Source organism: Slackia isoflavoniconvertens, assembly GCF_003725955.1.
In the GTDB taxonomy this organism is placed as follows: domain Bacteria; phylum Actinomycetota; class Coriobacteriia; order Coriobacteriales; family Eggerthellaceae; genus Slackia; species Slackia isoflavoniconvertens.
The window spans coordinates 35410-52047 of record NZ_QIBZ01000012.1; the positions used below are offsets into that span (position 1 = coordinate 35410).

Genomic DNA, 16638 nt, shown 5'->3' on the forward strand with positions numbered 1-16638 from the left:
AAAAAGCTGGACGCCCCTCTTGCATACGCTTCTACAGATTGGGCCGACAATAGAGAAAAGGCCAAGGACCGAAGCCCTTGGCCTTTCGATTCATTCCGAATGGAAACCGTACGCCAAATGAAAGGCCTACTTCTTCCAAAGTTTATTGCCCGCCTTGAGCGTGAACGGAACGAGAACCGCAGCGACAACATACAGCGCGATAACCACCATGAAGCAGCCATCATACGATCCGGTGTTGTCGTAAATCAGGCCATATACCGTGAAGGAAATAGCGGTTGCGATGAAAATTCCCGTGGAAACCCAGGAATAAATCTGGGAATAATTGCGCGGGCCGAACGTGCCGCGAGTGAGCATCGGCGCGATAACAGTAAGACCTGCGTAGCCGAAGCCGAAGATCGCCATGCCTGCATAGAATACTGCCTCGTTTGCGCCCGATTGCCATGCGAGCGTGATGCCCAAAGCGCCACCAATCGTCGCGATAAGGCCCGTCCACTGAATGCCGATTTTGTCATTCAGCGCGCCCAACAGCAACTTGCCTACGATGCCGCCGACCATGATGATTGAAACGGCCATAGCGCCAACGGAAGCACCGAGCTCGCCATGCGCACAGAAAGCCGGAATCTGCTGGAAGAACGCCGCGCACATGCAGAAGATGCCTGCCACAAGAATCAGCGTGTACATCGCGGGAGACTTGCGAGCCTCTTCGATAGTGGCGCCTTCGTTCTCGGCAGCAGCAACCGCAGCCGCAGCTTCCTCGGCGCTACGCTCTTCGGCATCTTCCCCAGTCTGGGAAGCGCCAAAAGGCAGAACGTTCATGACGGAAGGCGACTTGCGCACAAACGCGGCGCACAGCACGACCGAAGCGACCGTGGTAACGAGAGAAAGTACCAAGCGCGCCGTCTGCCAGCCATATGCGCTAATGAGGGCCTGGCCAACTGGGCTCGCAATGACGGCGAGCAGGGAAAGCGTTGCGGCAGAGATGCTCACGGCAATGCCCGCGCCCTTCTCGAACCAAATGTTGATAAGCACCGGAGCCGCCAGATACATGAAGAACGCGGCGGTCACGCCGAACACAACGCCGTACAAATTCCACTGCCACAACTCAGTGGCAAAAGCGGACGCAACCGAGGCCAAGCCAAAAACAGCCGACACGGCGGTCATAATCCAGCGCGGATCGTACTTCTCCAGCAACTTGCCAGCGAACGGTGCGCAAATCGCCGAAACGATAGGCTGAATCGTTCGATACATCGTGGTATCGGTCTGGCTCCAACCAAACTGATCCATAACGGGAGCAACAAAAATACCCGACGTGTTGGCGATGATGCCCGTCGGAATGGAATAAAAACCTATGCAGCCAATGAGCACGAGCCATGCCCAAACCGACCCGCTTTTCACCTTTGACATACGGTCCCCTTTCGAACTTTGCGCAACACGCGCAACCCTCTTCATGCTCAAAAACTATACGAATCGGCCTTTAACAAACTAAACACGGCCATATGCCGAAAACCAACGCGTATACCTTGTTTTCAAGCAATTAACGTGCCACTTCCCCCTGAAAAACGGCTGGACGATATGCTATAAATGCTTTTGTTAGCTTTTTGTTTAGGTTTCGTTTCAACCATCATAGTCAGCACGAGGACACAACCCACCACACGAAGGAAAATCATGGCCGATGACGTCATTCGCGTAGAAGTTCTTGGAACTCCACGCATCCTTAAAAATGGAGTCGAAACATCCTTCTCGCGCAAACGCGTACGAGCCCTTTTGTTCTATTTGGCCACCGAACTCAAGCCCGTTCCGCGCACCACGCTCGCATGGCTTTTCTGGCCCGACAAAAGCCCGCAGGTCGCAAGCCGCAACCTCAGCATTCATCTTTCGTATTTGAAAAATGCCCTTTCGGAAGACGCCGTCATCTCATCGCAAGGCACCATCGCCCTTACCGAAGATGTCGAAAGCGATGCGCGCGATTACTTCGCGTTTGCCAATAACCCGAACCGAAATGGCGACCATAACCCCCTCGGGTTGTTCCGCGGGCCATTTCTGGACGGCTTTTCTATCAAAGACGCTGACCCGTTCGACCAATGGGTGAGCTCTGAAGCTCAGCAATGGAGGAATCGTTCAATTGACGCCGCACTCGAGCGCTCATTTGACCTCGAAATCCAAAAGCGATACACCGACGCACTTGCCACTATCGAACGAGCCATTTCGGAAAACGAAATTCGCGAAGACCTCTACCGGCGCGCCATGTCAATCATGGAAAAGGCCGGCATGCGCGCCCAGGTTGGCGAATTGTATCGAGAGCTCACCACGCGCCTTAACGACGAACTGGGCCTGCCTCCCTCAATCCAAACCGTCGAATGCTATCAATCAATCATCGGGTCTAACGATTCATTCACCGCGCATGTCAAGAAATCGGGGCAACGCGCACTCAAAGAAAAGGATATGCCCTTCATCGACCGGCAAGAACGCGTCGACCGCGCCCTTGCCGCGCCAAACGGGTCGTTCGTGCTCGTTACCGGCGAAACGGGAATCGGCAAAACCCGCTTTCTCAAAGAGCTCCCGCGCCAAACGGACGAACGGCGCATCGTCGTAAAATTCACCCAGCAAACGCGTGAGATACCTTTTGGCGGCCTCATCGATTCGATTAAAGGGCTTACCACCGCTTCCGACTGGCCCAAAATCGCCCTGCGCGCACAACGCATCATGGGCGACGAGCAATGGGGGCGGCTGCGCTGTCTCATTCCTTCAATTGACATCAACGTTGAACGCCCCGCGTCCACGTTTGGCCTCTCAACCTCCCAAATTCAAGAAACCATCGAGAACTTTTTTCGCGTTTTAGGCGCAGATTGCCATCTTCTTTTCATGTGCGATGACATCCACTACGCCGACGCAGCCTCCCTCAAGGTTCTCTCACGCGCCATAAACGATCAAACATTTCTCTCTGCGCGATTCATTGCAACGTTCAACCCGATCATTCCAGCACCGCGCACCATGGCCCTGTTCAACGAACTCCAGCGCAAGGGCATTTTGATCAGAATCGAGCTCACCAAAATTAGCGACGAACGCATGATGGACATCTTACTGTTCTTCTTCCCCGATATCGATGAGCAAACCGCCCGCAAACTCATCACCTTGGCCGACGGAAACCCCTTCTTGATGAAGACAATCATTCAGGGACTCGATTCCGGCTATACGGAGTTTTCGGGAAAGGCATCGCTTCAGAATCTGTTCGAGTACACGTTCAAATCGCTTACGACCGACGCCGCCCTCATCGCCACCCTGCTCGCAGTGCACAACGCGCCCTGTGATGCCGAGCTATTCGGCGCTCTTTGCGAAAACGGCACGGGCGAAGCGCTATTTGACGAACTCTCGTCAACGGGCATCGCCGCCCGCGACGGCTCGGGCCGAATCGTGCTCCTCAATAAGCGCATGCAGGAATTTCTCGTTTCCCGCCTTGCCCGAGATTCGCGCAGGCTCGAGTCAGCGCATTTTCGTTTGGCCCAAACAATGGATGCACTCTACGGTCACGCCTCGTCGAACATGCAGGATATCGCCATTTGTCGCCACTACAGTTTAAGCACCCAACCACAAAAATGTGGCCCCTATGCGGCGAAGGCTGGCGATTATCTGCTGCAAATTGACGAAATCGAGGCGGCGATCAAGTATTACAAGCTCGCCGTAAAACACCTCGAAGGACCCGAGAAACTCGACGCTTCCCTTATTCTGTATATCAATATGATCCATTTGGGCAAAACGTATGAAGCCGATTTGTATCTGCAAAGCGCGATTTCCATTGCCCAAGCCATGGGACGAGACGACTATGCACTTACATTTGAGGCCGCAAGGAAGCTCAACGGCGTTCCCGAGAATGAAGAAGTGCGCGCCGGCGTTATTCCGTGCTACAAAAAAGCCCTCGACCCCGAGATTCGCGCATCGCTCCTCAAGGCCGAGCAGCTCGCAACCTGCAATGGCGCGTCACCGCTCCTCATAAGCTATATCCTAGGATTTCTTTCATCGTGGTATATGATTGTCGGCGATTTCGATTCCTCCATCGAATGCCTCAACCGTATCGTCGGTTTAAGCCTCTGCCAGATCCCAACAACGAATACCAGCTCAGGCCTATCGTTGTTCTTCTCGGCCCTCGTTACGCTCATCTCGCTCATGAAAGAAGGCCCCAATCCGCGAATCTTCGATTTGGTCAAGCTCGCAGAAGAGTCGTTCGAAGAAACGCCCATTCGAAGCTTTTCGTCCTCATCGGAGGGCATCAAATCGATGCTCGCCTACATCATGGGCAATAAAGAAGAGGGCGACCGCATGACTGAAAAGGCGATTGCGCTGCTCGAAACAGGCCACAACGAGCCCATGCATGCCGCAATGCTGGCAACCAAGGGAATGCTGCAGCACAAAAGCAATCCTGCTCAAGCATACCTCGCAAATCACGAGGCCTATCGTATCGCGAAACGAATCGGGGCGAACTATTCGCTCATCAGGTCGCTTATCGGCCTTGTAGTCACAAGCCCAACGAAGCAGGAAGCCGCAACGTATTTGGCAGAGCTTCGAGAACTCGCTGGCAGCATCGGAGATGCAAACCTCTATGAGCGCATTGCACATTGCGCCGCAGCGGTAAACGCGAAGGGCGAATAGGACAACGCGTTTACCGCTCAAACGCCGGCTGAAAACATGAGGTATCGTTTTCGCCCCCAAACGCAAGAAAGCCCTCGATAACGAGGGCTTTCTTTGTTGGTTCGAGTTTGCAGCCCCGAACCACGCATTCCTTATGCCTGCCCGCCTAAGCGACGGGCATACGTGGGGTGTTTATTTCGCCCAGGACTTGCGGCCCATGGGGACAATAACCAGCGACAGGACGATGACGAGCACGTAGAAGACGATGATCATCCAGAAGGCACCAGCGAAGGAGCCCGTGATGTCGAAGATCTGAGCGTAGATCAGTGCGGAGAAGCCGGAGAACACGTTCAGGCCGGTAGCGACCATCGAGAAGATATTCGCGTAGTCCTTGTTGCCGAAGGCCTGACGGCAGGTCATCGGGGGAACGATGTTCAGCGCGGAGTAGCCAACGCCAAACAGGGCAACGCCAACGTAGAAGCCCATGACATTCGCGCCAGAGAAGAAGGCGATAGCGGCACCAGCGCCACCCAGAACGCCAGCGATAACGCCAGTCGCGCGGGCACCAATGTGGTCGCACAGCCAGCCCAGGCCGAACTTGCCGATGATGGAAGCGACCATGGCGACGGAAACAGCCATTGCGCCGACGGCAGCGCCGAGTTCGCCCGTGGAAGCGTAAGAGGCGAGCTGCTGAACGAAGGAAGCGGAAATGACGAAGAAGCCAGCCATGACGATGAGCAGCCACAGAGCAGGGTTCTTGCGAGCCTGAGCAACGGTTGCGCCCTCATCGGCACCAACGGCGATCTGGGAAGCAGCCTCGGACTTCTTCTCCTCGACGGTGCCGTAGCCCCAAGGCAGAACGCCCATTTTCTCGGGGGACTCACGCAGCAGGGCCGCGGTCAGGCCACCGCCAACGACGATAACAATCACAGAGCAGATGATACGAGCGGTCTGCCAACCCATGCTCGCAATCCAGCCATTGATGATGGGCGACATGATGGCGCCGAACAGCGACACCATAACGCCGATAACGCCAATCACGGTGCCGTTGGACTTAGCGAACCAGCGGTTGACCATGGTCGGGGTAGCGATGTACATCCAGAATGCTGCGGAAGCACCATACAGCACACCGTAAATGTTCCACTGCCACGGCGCGGTGAACCAAGCGCAAGCGAGGTTGGCCAAGCCGAAGACCAGCACGGAGGCGGTCATGATCCAGCGGGGGTTGTACTTGGAAATAAGCTTGCCAGCGAGCGGGGTGCACAGGGCGGCAACCCAAGGCTGGATGGACATGAACAGGGTGGCGTCGGTACGAGACCAGCCAAACTCATTCATAACCGGGGTAATGAACAGGCCCGCATGGTTGGCAGCAAAGCCCAGCGGAACAGCGTAGAACGCAATACACGCAATGGCGACTGCCCACGCGTAATTGCTGCCCTTCACATTCTCAGTTCCCATTTTTCTCTCCTTGTTTCGAGCTTTCTCTGATGCATCGGAATGCATCCAAACATCAGCAAAAACCGTGCCCATTTCTCGCTGCAACGAAAAATCGGAACCCGTTTTCGCCGACCATCTCACGGGGCCGCATGTCCAAGCACGCGGCCCGGGGGATCAAACTTCAACGCCTGTCAAAAACCCGACAGGACTTTCGATGGGCCTATTTGCCCTTCTTCAAAACGCCCTTCTCATAGAGCGCCTCGACTTCCTCGGGGGTGTAACCGAGTTCGGCCATCACATCAGCGGTATCGGCGTCGTATTTCGCGCCGCCACGCACGATTTGGCCCGGATGCTTGGTGAACTTCGGGAACATGTTCACCTGCTTGACGGTGGTTTCGGTCACTTCGTCGAAGCAATCGACAAACACTTCGCGCGCCTGATACTGCGGGTCTTTCAGCATGCGCTCATACGTCATGTGAGGGCTCACCGGCACGCCCATGGAGCTGAACTGCTGGTTCACCTCATCGACGGTATGAGACAGGCAGTACTCGTCGAGCGCCGCGCGGAACTTAGCCGCACGTGCCGGCAGAGGATCGTTGATGTCTTTGCAACCCGGAGCGCGGGTAATCGACGGATAGGTTCCGAAGGGCTGGAAGTCGGGGTCGTCTTTGAAGCCAAAGAATTCCACGAGCTTCGAGACGGGACCAACGCCGCCGACCGCGACCTGCACATAGCCGTCTTTGCACTTCTGCGAACCGGCGCATGCGCCCACGAAGTCTTCGTTGCCGATGGGAGTCGGCTGAATGCCATGGTTAATGCCGTCGGAAAGCGTCGCGCCCTGAACGCGAACAAGCGATTCGAACTGCGTGCAGTCGATGGACTCGCCTTCGCCCGTTTCTTTGGCATGGATAACAGCGGCGAGCGTCGCCCATGCGCCCATGAGGCCAGTCATGTAGTCGCCCGTGAAAGGTTTGGTAACCGAGGGAGGCGTGCCCGGGAAGCCATTGAGGCTCGCGTAGCCCGAGAAAGCCTGGCCGATGGGATCGAAGCTTGCCTTCTTTACGTAATCGGGATCGCCCGTCTGGCCAAAGCCCGAAATATGCAGAATGACAAGTGCAGGGTTGTGCTCCCACAGAACCTCGTCGGTGAGGCCCCACTTCTTCCACGTGCCGCCCTTGGACGACTCGACGAGCACATCGGCGTCTTTGATGAGTCTGAACAGCACTTCCTTGCCTTCGTCGCTCGGAATGTTCAGCGTCATCATGCGCTGGTTGCGGCGCTCCGCCGACCATGCGTCGCCATACATGCGATACATATCGGGAGCCTTCACGCTTTCCAGCTCAATAACGTCAGCGCCCTGCTCGGCGAAAAGGCCACACACAAACGGGCCCGCAATAACAGACGCCGCGTTGATGACCTTCAAGCCATGAAGGTTGCCGAATTTCGGCAGATCAGTTGACTTCATGCAACAACCTCCTTGTGTTGTGTCCCAGTTCTCACGCTTCACCGCTTTTGGTAAAGTCGAGAACTTTCATGACGACTTATAAGCAACTTTTGTGCCAGTTTTGCTAATTTGCGAAAGATTCCTTGTACGATTTTTTGCCGAGAAGATCGCATTCGTACATCTCGGCAATCGCATCCGAAGAAAAGCCGAGCTCGGTAAGGATGTCATCGTTATCTTGGCCCGTGCATGGGGCTCCGCGCCATACGCGCCCGGGGTAGTTCGCAAGGTCGGGAACAACCTTCACGCCCGATATCTCATGCACGCCATCGACGGCAGGCCATGTCTCGATAACACCTCGCGCTTGGTAATGGGGATCGGCCGCGGCCTGCTCGTAGTTCATCAGACGTGAACACGGCACACCCGCCTCGTTCAGAATCGTCTCGACTTCCTCTGCAGTGTGCTGCGCAAGGAAATTCGCGAACGCCTCTTCGGCAACATCGCCCGCATGGCTTCCGTAAGGAATAATGCCCTCCCCTTCGGGGAAGAGCTCGCTGGCGTACTCCAGGCCAAGCAACGGCAGGCCAGCTTTCAAAACGCCCGGCCCCAAGAACAGCACATACACTTCTTCGCAGTCGTTGCATACATACGTCCCGTACAGCGCGCAAATAAGGCTATGCGTACCTTCCTTCACATATTCCTCGCCGTACGTCCAGCCTTTAATGGGGTATTGCGACTGGATGCGCATCATGGTTTCGAATTGCGCCACGTCGATAGATTCGCCGCGGCCGGTTTCCTGGCGCTTCAACAAAGCAGCGAGCGTCATGCCAAACGCGTAGAATGCCGCGGAATAATCACCCGGGAACGGCATGGCGGGAATCGACGGCTGGCCTTCAATGCCGTTCATGCGCATCGCGCAGCCAAACGCCTGGGCAATCGGATCGTAGCTCGCGCGCTTCACATAGCTTTCGATGCCCGTTTGCCCGAAGCCGGAAATATGGGCGATGACCAGGCGCGGGTTCACTTCCCACAATTTCTCATCGCCGAGCCCCTTGCTTGCAAAGCGCCCTCCCACCGATGCCTCTATGAGCACGTCGGCGGTTTCGATAAGCTTCAAGAACGCACTGCGCCCCTCGCCCTTCAGATAATTCATAGCGAGGCTTCTCATATTGCGGCGGTCTTGCTGCGTCGAAGCGCCATGCTGAGAAAAGCGCCCCATGTCGGGATTGATGGGGTTTTCGACCCATATGACATCGGCGCCATGTTCGGCGTAAAGCTCAGAGGCAAAAGGAGCCGCAACCGACAGGCCCACCATCACAACGCGATAACCGCTCAAGAGCCCGAATCGGGGTATGTCGTTCGTTTTCGCCATGCGATGCCTCCTTGCGCGTTTTGCCGTCCAAACGAGATGCGTAGCAAAACGCGTGCCATGGCCAAACGTTCCAACTGGCATACTTCTTGCTTTTAGCGAAGGGACCCACTATTTGCCCTAGAATGTGGCAACCACTTTGCAGCGCCGCAACAACAAGCGCGCATGCATTAAGACATGGAAGGACCGAGCGACCATGAAGCCGCTTATTGGAATAACCGCAGAAATCAATCCCGCGACGAACATGTGCGAAGTTAATCATGAATACGCGCTCGCCGTCGCAGCAGCTGGCGGCACGCCCGTCATGCTGGCGCCCCTCTCAGATTCCCCTTCTTATGTCGAAGACGTGCTCGCCTCGCTTGACGGGGTTCTTCTTTCAGGAGGCGGCGACATTTCTCCTCGTGCATACGGAGAAACGCTCAGACATCCGTCAATTCTTGGCGTCAACGAGCAAAGGGACTATTTCGAGCTTCAGCTTGCTCGACGAGCCTTCGTGTTAAACATGCCGACGCTTGGCATTTGCCGGGGTTTGCAAATCATGAACGTCGCACTTGGCGGAACTCTTTATCAAGACCTCGCTCTTATCGAGGGCATCGCCGACGAGCAGGCTCACCTTCATCGGCAGCCAAAACCCTTCGAACGAGGGCAACACGAGGTGAATATTTCGCCCAGATCGACGCTCCACGCCATATACCGCGAAGAGCACGCCGAACAAGCGGACGACCCCCTGCCGCTCTTCGTCAATTCCATGCACCATCAGGCAATTCGCAATATTGCCCCTTTGCTTGAAATAACCGGGACGTGCGGCCCTGTTATCGAAGCGGTCGAAAGTCACACCTCGGCCTTTTACGTAGGCGTGCAATGGCATCCGGAATATTTGGGCAACGCCACGCCACTCTTCCGCGCGTTTCTAAACGCAGCGCGCGCTTAAAACGATGGAGCCGCCGAAGCGACCCCATGGCATCACGAATCCTCTTTAAGCAGAAAGCCGCATTCTTATTTCGCCTTATCGCCCTCGAGGAAACGCTTGATGTCGCGACTCTGAAAATAAGCAAGTCCCAGCGTGCAGGCAATCGCGCAGGCGATGAGCAGCGCAGCGCCCACAAAGGCAACCTCGAAGCCGGCGATATCGATTACGGCGCCCCATAAAAATCCCGAGCATACGCCCGCAACATTCGCTGCCATGGAAATGCGCGCATACACAATAGGATATTCAAGGCCGCCGAATGTTTTACGGGCAAACGACGGCGTCATGACATTGGTGACGCCGTAATAGACGCCATACGCGAATGCGCCCACCGCGATAACGACGGCCGCATTGCCGGCGCCGCCTACCAAAATAAGCACAGCACCCACGATGCCCATGGCGATGCACGCAACCGTGCCCGAGAATGGATGCTTTTCGCCCACGTATCCAAGCCCGAGCTTTGTGCCCGTTTGAGCCGCCATGGAAAGCGACGTGGCCCACGCACCAAGCATGGGAACAGCAGATCCAACCGCCAGCGTATGCACATACGAGGGAACCATGCCGTTGAGGTACATGCCGAAATTCAAGCAGAAGCAAAAGCCCATAATGAGATAGAACTGGGGCATTTTGAACGCTTCCTTCGCCGCGATGCCCTTGCGGGCGCGAGGATGCTCGCCTGGCGCAAGTTGAGCGACAAGGGCAGCGGCATCAATCGGCGCAGAAGCTTGGCCCCTTTCATCGGTCGAAGCACTCTGCGCATTTGTCCCATAGGGCAAAAGTCCTTTGTCGGAAGGACGGCTTGCGATGCATGCAATCATAATCGGCACGCATGCGAGCGTAATGGCGGCAAACACGCGATAGGTCGCCTGCCACCCGAGCGCTTGAATGAGGGCGCCACCAACGGCTGCCCACACCATGCCGCCAACACCCGTAAAAGCCGCAACCAAACCAATATAGAAGCCCGCATTCTTATCGAACCAACGCGTGATAAGCGTCGCGGGCGCCAGATAAATAAGCGTGCACGTGCCAAATCCCATAAGCACGCCGCACGCGAGGTATTGCCACAATTGCGTCGAAAACGATACCAGAAAAAACGCGAGCGCCGCCACAAAACACGACCCTCCGATGCATGCACGCGCATCGCAACCGTTCAGCAAACGGCCCGCAAAGGGGAGAAATACGAGACCAGATAGGCACGCAAGGGGTGTGAAGTAGCTCAGCACGCCCGTTCCCACGCCTAAATCGGCGGCGGCATAGGGATAGAAGATTCCGGCACAGCTATGCCCAAACGAAACAGGGCAAAACATGCATATGACAAGAGCGAAAACAACGAAGAAACCAAAATGAGGACGCGCGTTCCGAGCATTTCCCGATGGGGATTCAGTCACCATAAAACACCTCTAAACGAAAACAACCATTCCGCTGAAGCAAAAACCATGCCACAGCGGCCAGAAGAAGACGAGGGCCGTGCGCGACATAACGCAACAGGCCAATCGGCGCGTTTCCCTGAGCCAAAAACAGCAGCAATTGAACGCTCGACTTTCGGCCGACGCGAAAAAAGAAAGCCCGCATCCAGGGGAAATGGAGTGCGGGCTCGCAAAAAGGAGATGCGGCGGCATGAGAGAGGAATGGGAAGATGAGCCGCCGCCGAATATGCGGAAAGGCAATTACTTGCCGGTAAGTGTCGTTTCTTGACGAATAAGGCCCTCGTCATAAAGCTGGGCAATTTCCTCGTCGCTCACGCCGAGACCATGCAGGATCTCTTCGTTGTGCTGGCCGACAAGCGGCATGCCGCGCTGAATCTTGCCCGGGTTCTTCTTCAACTTCGGAACCACGTTCACACCGCGCATCGTTTCGTCATCGTGGGCGTTTTTCCACGTGGTAAACGTTTCACGCGCTTTGTAGTGAGGGTCGGCATCGCAATCGGCGAACGTATAAATGCGGCTGCAGGGAACGCCTGCTTCGAGCAGGATTTCCTCAGCCTCGGCACCCGTATGCGTACCGAAGAATTCGGCGAGCTTGCCCTCCAAAATATCGCCAGCGGGCGTACCCATGCCGCACAGGCCCATGCCGTCATAGAACGGATCTTCGGCAATGTCGATGCCGAGCACCTTGCATGCGTTGCGCACAACGCCGGCACCCAGAATGAGGATGTACAGATTCACGCCATCTTTGCAGGTATAGGTGCCGTATCCCGCAGAGCTCGTCGAGTGGGACCCCTCGCGCTTGGGCAGCACGCCGGCATTGAGGTAATTCACCACATAGAAGCCCGAGCAGCGCACCATAGCCTCATACTGTGCAGCATCGATTGAATCGCCCTGACCGGTTTCCTTGGCGCGGTTAAGGGCGGCCAACGCTCCGACGATGGCAAACAGGCCAACAAAGTAGTCGGAAGGCTGCGGGAACGCGGGCACGGGAGCTCGATCGGGGAAGCCGTTCATTTCCATATAGCCCGAAAACGCCTGACCGATGGCATCAAAGCTCGCGCGGCTTACGTAGCCGGGGTCGCCCGTTTGACCAAAACCCGAAATATGAACAATGACGAGCGCCGGATTGACCTCCCACAACGCCTCGTCGCTCATGCCCCACTTGTCCATCTGGCCGCCACGGAAACCGTCAACCAGAATGTCGGCGTTTTCAAGCAGCTTGTAGAACAGCTCACGGCCACGGCCATGGCGCACGTCCATGCATAGCGATCGGGAGTTGCGACGATCCATGCGCGTGCCCCAACCGGGGAGCGCTGGGTTCGGACGGCTTGTGTCGCGGCCTTTGGGATTCTCAATGCCAATAACATCGGCGCCCAAATCGCCCAACATAGCGCAAGCAAACGGCCCAGCAATTGCCTGCGAAAGATTAAGAACCTTCACGCCCTGCAGCGGGCCAAATGGTTCGAACGTTTCTTCTGCCATGTTTCCTCCTCCTTGCATGTGGATACGGAAGGAAAAGCAAAAACCATGCCAGAAGCTAGCCGCGCCGCCGAAAACGCCGTTTCCGCCGAGCCGCTACAGGTGGCGTTTATCGCCCGATGCGCCCACGCCGCGTGGGACCGACGTATTGCGTGCCGTGACCCGCGACGAACGGCCGCTTAAACAAGTAGATGATAACCCGGGAATATCGCTTCGTATGGCCCAGCGCTGCCTTACGAGCATTTGCAAGAAAACCGATGCACAAACGTGCGTTGGGTTTACGAAGGTCATGGGGGAGATAAACTCGATTAGACACGAAGAACCTCGGCCCCTCCCTCCGAGACGTATTCGCTTAAAGGGGGTACAATGGGGGTCGTTTGGAAAGCCGCGCAACGCGCGACTGTAGCCACGTTCGCAGAGAGAGGAACTTTCCATGGCTAAGTTTTCCCACGTTATTGTCCGCCGCCCCGGCAAATCGCTGTGCGACGGCATCACCAGCGCACCCGAGCTGGGCAAGCCGATTTACGAGAAGGCGATTAAGCAGCATGACGCCTACATCGAAGCCTTGAAGCAGTGTGGCGTGGACGTTACCGTGCTTCCCGCAATGGAAGAGTATCCCGACAGCTGCTTCGTCGAGGACACCGCCGTTATCACCCGCTGCGGCGCCATCATCGACAACCCAGGCGCTGGCACCCGCAATGGCGAGGCCAAGGAAATGGAGCCCACCATTCGCCAGTTCTTCGACGACGATCACATCGCCCACATCACCGCTCCTGGCACGCTCGAGGGTGGCGACGTCATGATGGTCGGCGACCACTTCTATGTGGGCCGCTCCGCCCGCACCAACGAAGAGGGCATTCGCCAGTTCATCGAAATTCTCGAGGGCTGGGGCCTTTCGGGCAGCGAGGTGCCGCTGGAGTACGTGCTGCACCTGAAGACCGGCGTGAACTACCTGGAAGACAACAACATGCTCGTTTCTGGCGAGTTCAAGACCAAGCCCGACTTCGAGAAGTACAACAAGGTTGAAATTCCCGAGGACGAGGCTTATGCCGCCAACTGCATTTGGGTCAACGGCACCGTCATCGTGCCCGAGGGCTACCCCACCGTGCTCAAGGCCGTGCAGGATCTGGGCTACAAAACGCTCACCGTTGATACGTCTGAGTACCGCAAAATCGACGGCGGCCTGAGCTGCCTGAGCCTGCGCTTCTAATTCGCGCATCTCACTTGTAAACGTGCCATTCGCGCACATGCACAAAGGGAGTCGAGCAATCGACTCCCTTTTTTAATGAGGCAAGCCATTTCGCGCATTCGCACAGGCACCAGTGGCGCCGACTAAAACGCAACACCCAGCATAATGAGCGCAACGCACAGAGCGAAGGCCGCATAGTCTCGCGCCACGAACGGGTGGCGATCGTAGGCGCTCTCACGCGTGCGCAAGTAAAACCCCCGCTGCTCGGCAGCAAGCGCCGTGGCGTCGGTTTTGCCCACCGAAGAAAGCAATAGCGGCACGCACAAAGGCAGCATGAGACGCATTCTCTTGAAAGGGTTCTTCGTATCGTATTCGACGCCGCGCGCGGTTTGGGCCTCCATGATGGCAGTCATTTCCTGCGAGAAAATAGGCACAAAACGCAGTGCCGTGGTAAACGTGAACGCATAGCGATACGGAATATGCAGCTTCTCGACGCAGGCGTTCGCAAGATCGCCAAGCGGAGTAACCATGAGCATGAGCAACAGCGGCGTCGCCACGCCGAGCAGGCGAAGGCACGCCTTGCTGCCCGTAATAAGACCCTCATCGGTGGCAAACCCAAACACAGGCGTGCCCGCACGCATGAAAAGAACTTGCAGCACAAATAAGATGAGCGCAAGCGGCACGAGCAGTTTCATGAGCACGACCAAACGGCCCGCAACACCCGCGTAAGCCCCCATAAGCAACGTGAACGCGAGCAGCCCTACAAGCATGGCGTAAGAATTGGTCAGAAACATCGCCGCGATAATGGAGGCGGCAAGCGCCACCTTCACCACGGGGTTCAGCTTATGCAGCAGCGTGTCGCCCGGCATATAGTCGATGACGTTAAGCACGGCAAGCCAGCTCCTTCGAAACGGCAACAATGTCCGACACTTCGGAAAGCCCCGCGAACGCCGGCGATACCTCGGCCGCGAGCCTTTTCGCAAGTGCGATGGCCTGAGGAGGCTCGACGAAGGCGCTCTGCATGAGGCCGTCGTTCGCGAACACATCGGCGCACGTTCCGCGCCCAAGAATTTCCCCGTTCGCCATGACCACCAGGCGGTCGGCGAAATCGCTCACCACTTCCATGTCGTGGCACACCATGACCACCGCGCTTCCCGCCGCCGCCATGTCGCGCACGGTTTCCATGACCGTCATGCACTCGCGGTAGTCAAGCCCGCTCGTGGGCTCGTCGAGCACGATGATCTGCGGCTCGCCCACCACGACCGACGCAAGCGCAACCATCTGGCGCTGGCCGCGCGACAGCGAAAACGGCGCTTCATCGAGCGGAAGGCCGAACCGCTCGCACGTCGCTTTGGCGCGCGCAGATGCCTCGTCCAGCGAAACACCCTGCAACAGCAGCCCGAACGCAACTTCGTCGAGCACGGTATCTTTGCAAATTTGACGATCAGGATTTTGGAACAGCGTGGACACGTGACGGGCAATGCGGCTCGTGGGAACCTCGCGCGTATTCAAGCCAGCAACAACCACGTTGCCCTCAGCGGGCTTGAGCAAACCATTGAGCAACTTGGTGAACGTGGTTTTGCCCGCGCCATTCTGCCCCACAATACCGACGATTTCGCCAGGGAATACTTCAAAATCGAGCGCTCGCACCGAAGCGCCGCCGCCTGGATAGGAATAGCCCACGCCTTCAAAACGAGCCACCGGCTCGCCAGTGCGCGCAGAGGAGGCGGCGGCAACAACGGAATCACCGTCAATCGATGAGTCGCACGGCGAACTCGGCACGACAGGCACCGCACAAGCCCCTTCAACGACGGCGCCGCGCACGCCCTCGCCCACGATGCGGGCAACAAGCGCCGCCACCTCATCGACGGAAAGCGCCGGCCCACCCGGCTCGCACAGCCCCGCCGCCGCAAGCGAGTTCGACACGCGGGCGACGCGCGGGCTATCAACGCCAATCTCACGCAGTCGCTCGCCATGCGAGAACACCTTGCGCGGCGTATCGTCGAATATCAGTTTTCCCTGTTCAAACACCACAACCCGACTGCAGTATTCCGAAAGCAACGCAACCTTCTGCTCAATAACCACCACGGTGATGCCGGCCGATCGGTTCACTTCGCGCAGCGTTTCGAACACAAGCGTTGAAGACGCCGGGTCGAGCGCTGCGGTGGGTTCATCGAGCACCAGAACGCGCGGGCGCAACGCCAGAATAGCCGCAATGGCAACCTTTTGCTTTTGACCACCCGAAAGCGTTGCGATTTCGCGATCGCACAAATCTTCGATGCCCACCGTTTCGAGCGCCTGCTGCATACGAGCGGGGATTTCATCGCGCGTCACGCCGAAATTCTCCAGCCCGAACAGCAACTCGTCACGCACATTCGATGCCACGAACTGAGCATCGGTATCTTGCAACACGCTTCCTACCAGGCGTGATACATCGGTTAGGGTAACCTCGCATGTATCTTTGCCATCGACCAGGCACGCCCCGTACAGCTCGCCCGTGAAGTGGTGTGGCACCGCGCCCGACATAACGCCCGCCAGAGTCGACTTGCCGGCACCCGACGGCCCAATGACCCCCACGAATTCGCCCTCGGCAACGGCGAGTGATACCCGTTCGAGCGCGTGACGTTGCGCGCCTGAATACGTGAACGTTACGTCTTTAACTTCGATGATCGAATTCATGGCTGACCTTTCGGAAACCTATATGCG

At 56.9% G+C, this 16638-nt stretch carries 11 protein-coding genes; 3 read left to right on the forward strand and 8 right to left on the reverse strand.

Features of this window, described 5'->3' with window-relative positions:
- Positions 1–126 precede the first annotated feature (126 nt).
- Entirely contained in the window at positions 127–1404 is a 1278-nt protein-coding gene (locus tag DMP05_RS07160; RefSeq protein ID WP_123219799.1) for an MFS transporter, read from the reverse strand.
- A 261-nt stretch (positions 1405–1665) separates the two neighbouring features.
- Here DMP05_RS07160 and DMP05_RS07165 point away from each other — a divergent pair, with 261 nt between their 5' ends.
- Positions 1666–4644, forward strand: a complete 2979-nt coding sequence (locus tag DMP05_RS07165; RefSeq protein WP_161957497.1) for an ATP-binding protein — start codon at positions 1666–1668, stop codon at positions 4642–4644.
- A 171-nt stretch (positions 4645–4815) separates the two neighbouring features.
- On the opposite strand, the gene DMP05_RS07170 is transcribed toward DMP05_RS07165, so the two are convergent.
- The 3 genes from DMP05_RS07170 to DMP05_RS07180 all read right to left on the reverse strand — a co-directional run bounded on the left by DMP05_RS07170 (position 4816) and on the right by DMP05_RS07180 (position 8873).
- The gene (locus DMP05_RS07170; RefSeq protein ID WP_123219824.1) at positions 4816–6081 is read right to left on the reverse strand and encodes an MFS transporter; all 1266 of its coding nucleotides are present in this window, start codon (positions 6079–6081) and stop codon (positions 4816–4818) included.
- A gap of 199 nt (positions 6082–6280) precedes the next feature.
- Positions 6281–7525 carry a CoA transferase gene (locus DMP05_RS07175; protein WP_123219801.1) on the reverse strand — a complete coding sequence of 415 codons (1245 nt, stop codon included), beginning with the start codon at positions 7523–7525 and terminating at the stop codon, positions 6281–6283.
- Between the two features lie 103 nt (positions 7526–7628).
- Complete coding sequence (locus DMP05_RS07180) at positions 7629–8873, reverse strand: CoA transferase (protein WP_123219802.1); 1245 nt, start codon at positions 8871–8873, stop codon at positions 7629–7631.
- 193 nt (positions 8874–9066) lie between these two features.
- On the opposite strand from DMP05_RS07180, the gene DMP05_RS07185 reads away from it, so the two are divergent.
- The gene (locus tag DMP05_RS07185) at positions 9067–9801 is read left to right on the forward strand and encodes a gamma-glutamyl-gamma-aminobutyrate hydrolase family protein (protein WP_148039711.1); all 735 of its coding nucleotides are present in this window, start codon (positions 9067–9069) and stop codon (positions 9799–9801) included.
- A 65-nt stretch (positions 9802–9866) separates the two neighbouring features.
- On the opposite strand, the gene DMP05_RS07190 is transcribed toward DMP05_RS07185, so the two are convergent.
- Entirely contained in the window at positions 9867–11228 is a 1362-nt protein-coding gene (locus DMP05_RS07190) for an MFS transporter (RefSeq protein WP_123219804.1), read from the reverse strand.
- A 276-nt stretch (positions 11229–11504) separates the two neighbouring features.
- Entirely contained in the window at positions 11505–12746 is a 1242-nt protein-coding gene (locus DMP05_RS07195) for a CaiB/BaiF CoA transferase family protein (RefSeq protein ID WP_123219805.1), read from the reverse strand.
- Between the two features lie 430 nt (positions 12747–13176).
- On the opposite strand from DMP05_RS07195, the gene DMP05_RS07200 reads away from it, so the two are divergent.
- Positions 13177–13953, forward strand: a complete 777-nt coding sequence (locus DMP05_RS07200) for a dimethylarginine dimethylaminohydrolase family protein (RefSeq protein ID WP_114615352.1) — start codon at positions 13177–13179, stop codon at positions 13951–13953.
- Between the two features lie 122 nt (positions 13954–14075).
- On the opposite strand, the gene DMP05_RS07205 is transcribed toward DMP05_RS07200, so the two are convergent.
- Both DMP05_RS07205 and DMP05_RS07210 read right to left on the reverse strand, forming a co-directional pair.
- Positions 14076–14822, reverse strand: coding sequence for an energy-coupling factor transporter transmembrane component T family protein (locus tag DMP05_RS07205; RefSeq protein ID WP_123219806.1), 747 nt, complete (start codon positions 14820–14822; stop codon positions 14076–14078).
- Positions 14815–16611: an ABC transporter ATP-binding protein gene (locus DMP05_RS07210; RefSeq protein WP_123219807.1), complete on the reverse strand. Its 1797-nt coding sequence runs from the start codon at positions 16609–16611 to the stop codon at positions 14815–14817. Before DMP05_RS07210 ends, DMP05_RS07205 begins: the two co-directional genes overlap by 8 nt.
- Between the last annotated feature and the right edge of the window lie 27 nt (positions 16612–16638).

Bases quoted from the DNA above. Each gene is read 5' to 3' on its own strand.
- DMP05_RS07160 (WP_123219799.1), bottom strand. From the start codon at position 1,404: ATGTCAAAGGTGAAAAGCGGGTCGGTTTGGGCATGGCTCGTGCTCATT.
- DMP05_RS07165 (WP_161957497.1), top strand. From the start codon at position 1,666: ATGGCCGATGACGTCATTCGCGTAGAAGTTCTTGGAACTCCACGCATC.
- DMP05_RS07170 (WP_123219824.1), bottom strand. From the start codon at position 6,081: ATGGGAACTGAGAATGTGAAGGGCAGCAATTACGCGTGGGCAGTCGCC.
- DMP05_RS07175 (WP_123219801.1), bottom strand. From the start codon at position 7,525: ATGAAGTCAACTGATCTGCCGAAATTCGGCAACCTTCATGGCTTGAAG.
- DMP05_RS07180 (WP_123219802.1), bottom strand. From the start codon at position 8,873: ATGGCGAAAACGAACGACATACCCCGATTCGGGCTCTTGAGCGGTTAT.
- DMP05_RS07185 (WP_148039711.1), top strand. From the start codon at position 9,067: ATGAAGCCGCTTATTGGAATAACCGCAGAAATCAATCCCGCGACGAAC.
- DMP05_RS07190 (WP_123219804.1), bottom strand. From the start codon at position 11,228: ATGGTGACTGAATCCCCATCGGGAAATGCTCGGAACGCGCGTCCTCAT.
- DMP05_RS07195 (WP_123219805.1), bottom strand. From the start codon at position 12,746: ATGGCAGAAGAAACGTTCGAACCATTTGGCCCGCTGCAGGGCGTGAAG.
- DMP05_RS07200 (WP_114615352.1), top strand. From the start codon at position 13,177: ATGGCTAAGTTTTCCCACGTTATTGTCCGCCGCCCCGGCAAATCGCTG.
- DMP05_RS07210 (WP_123219807.1), bottom strand. From the start codon at position 16,611: ATGAATTCGATCATCGAAGTTAAAGACGTAACGTTCACGTATTCAGGC.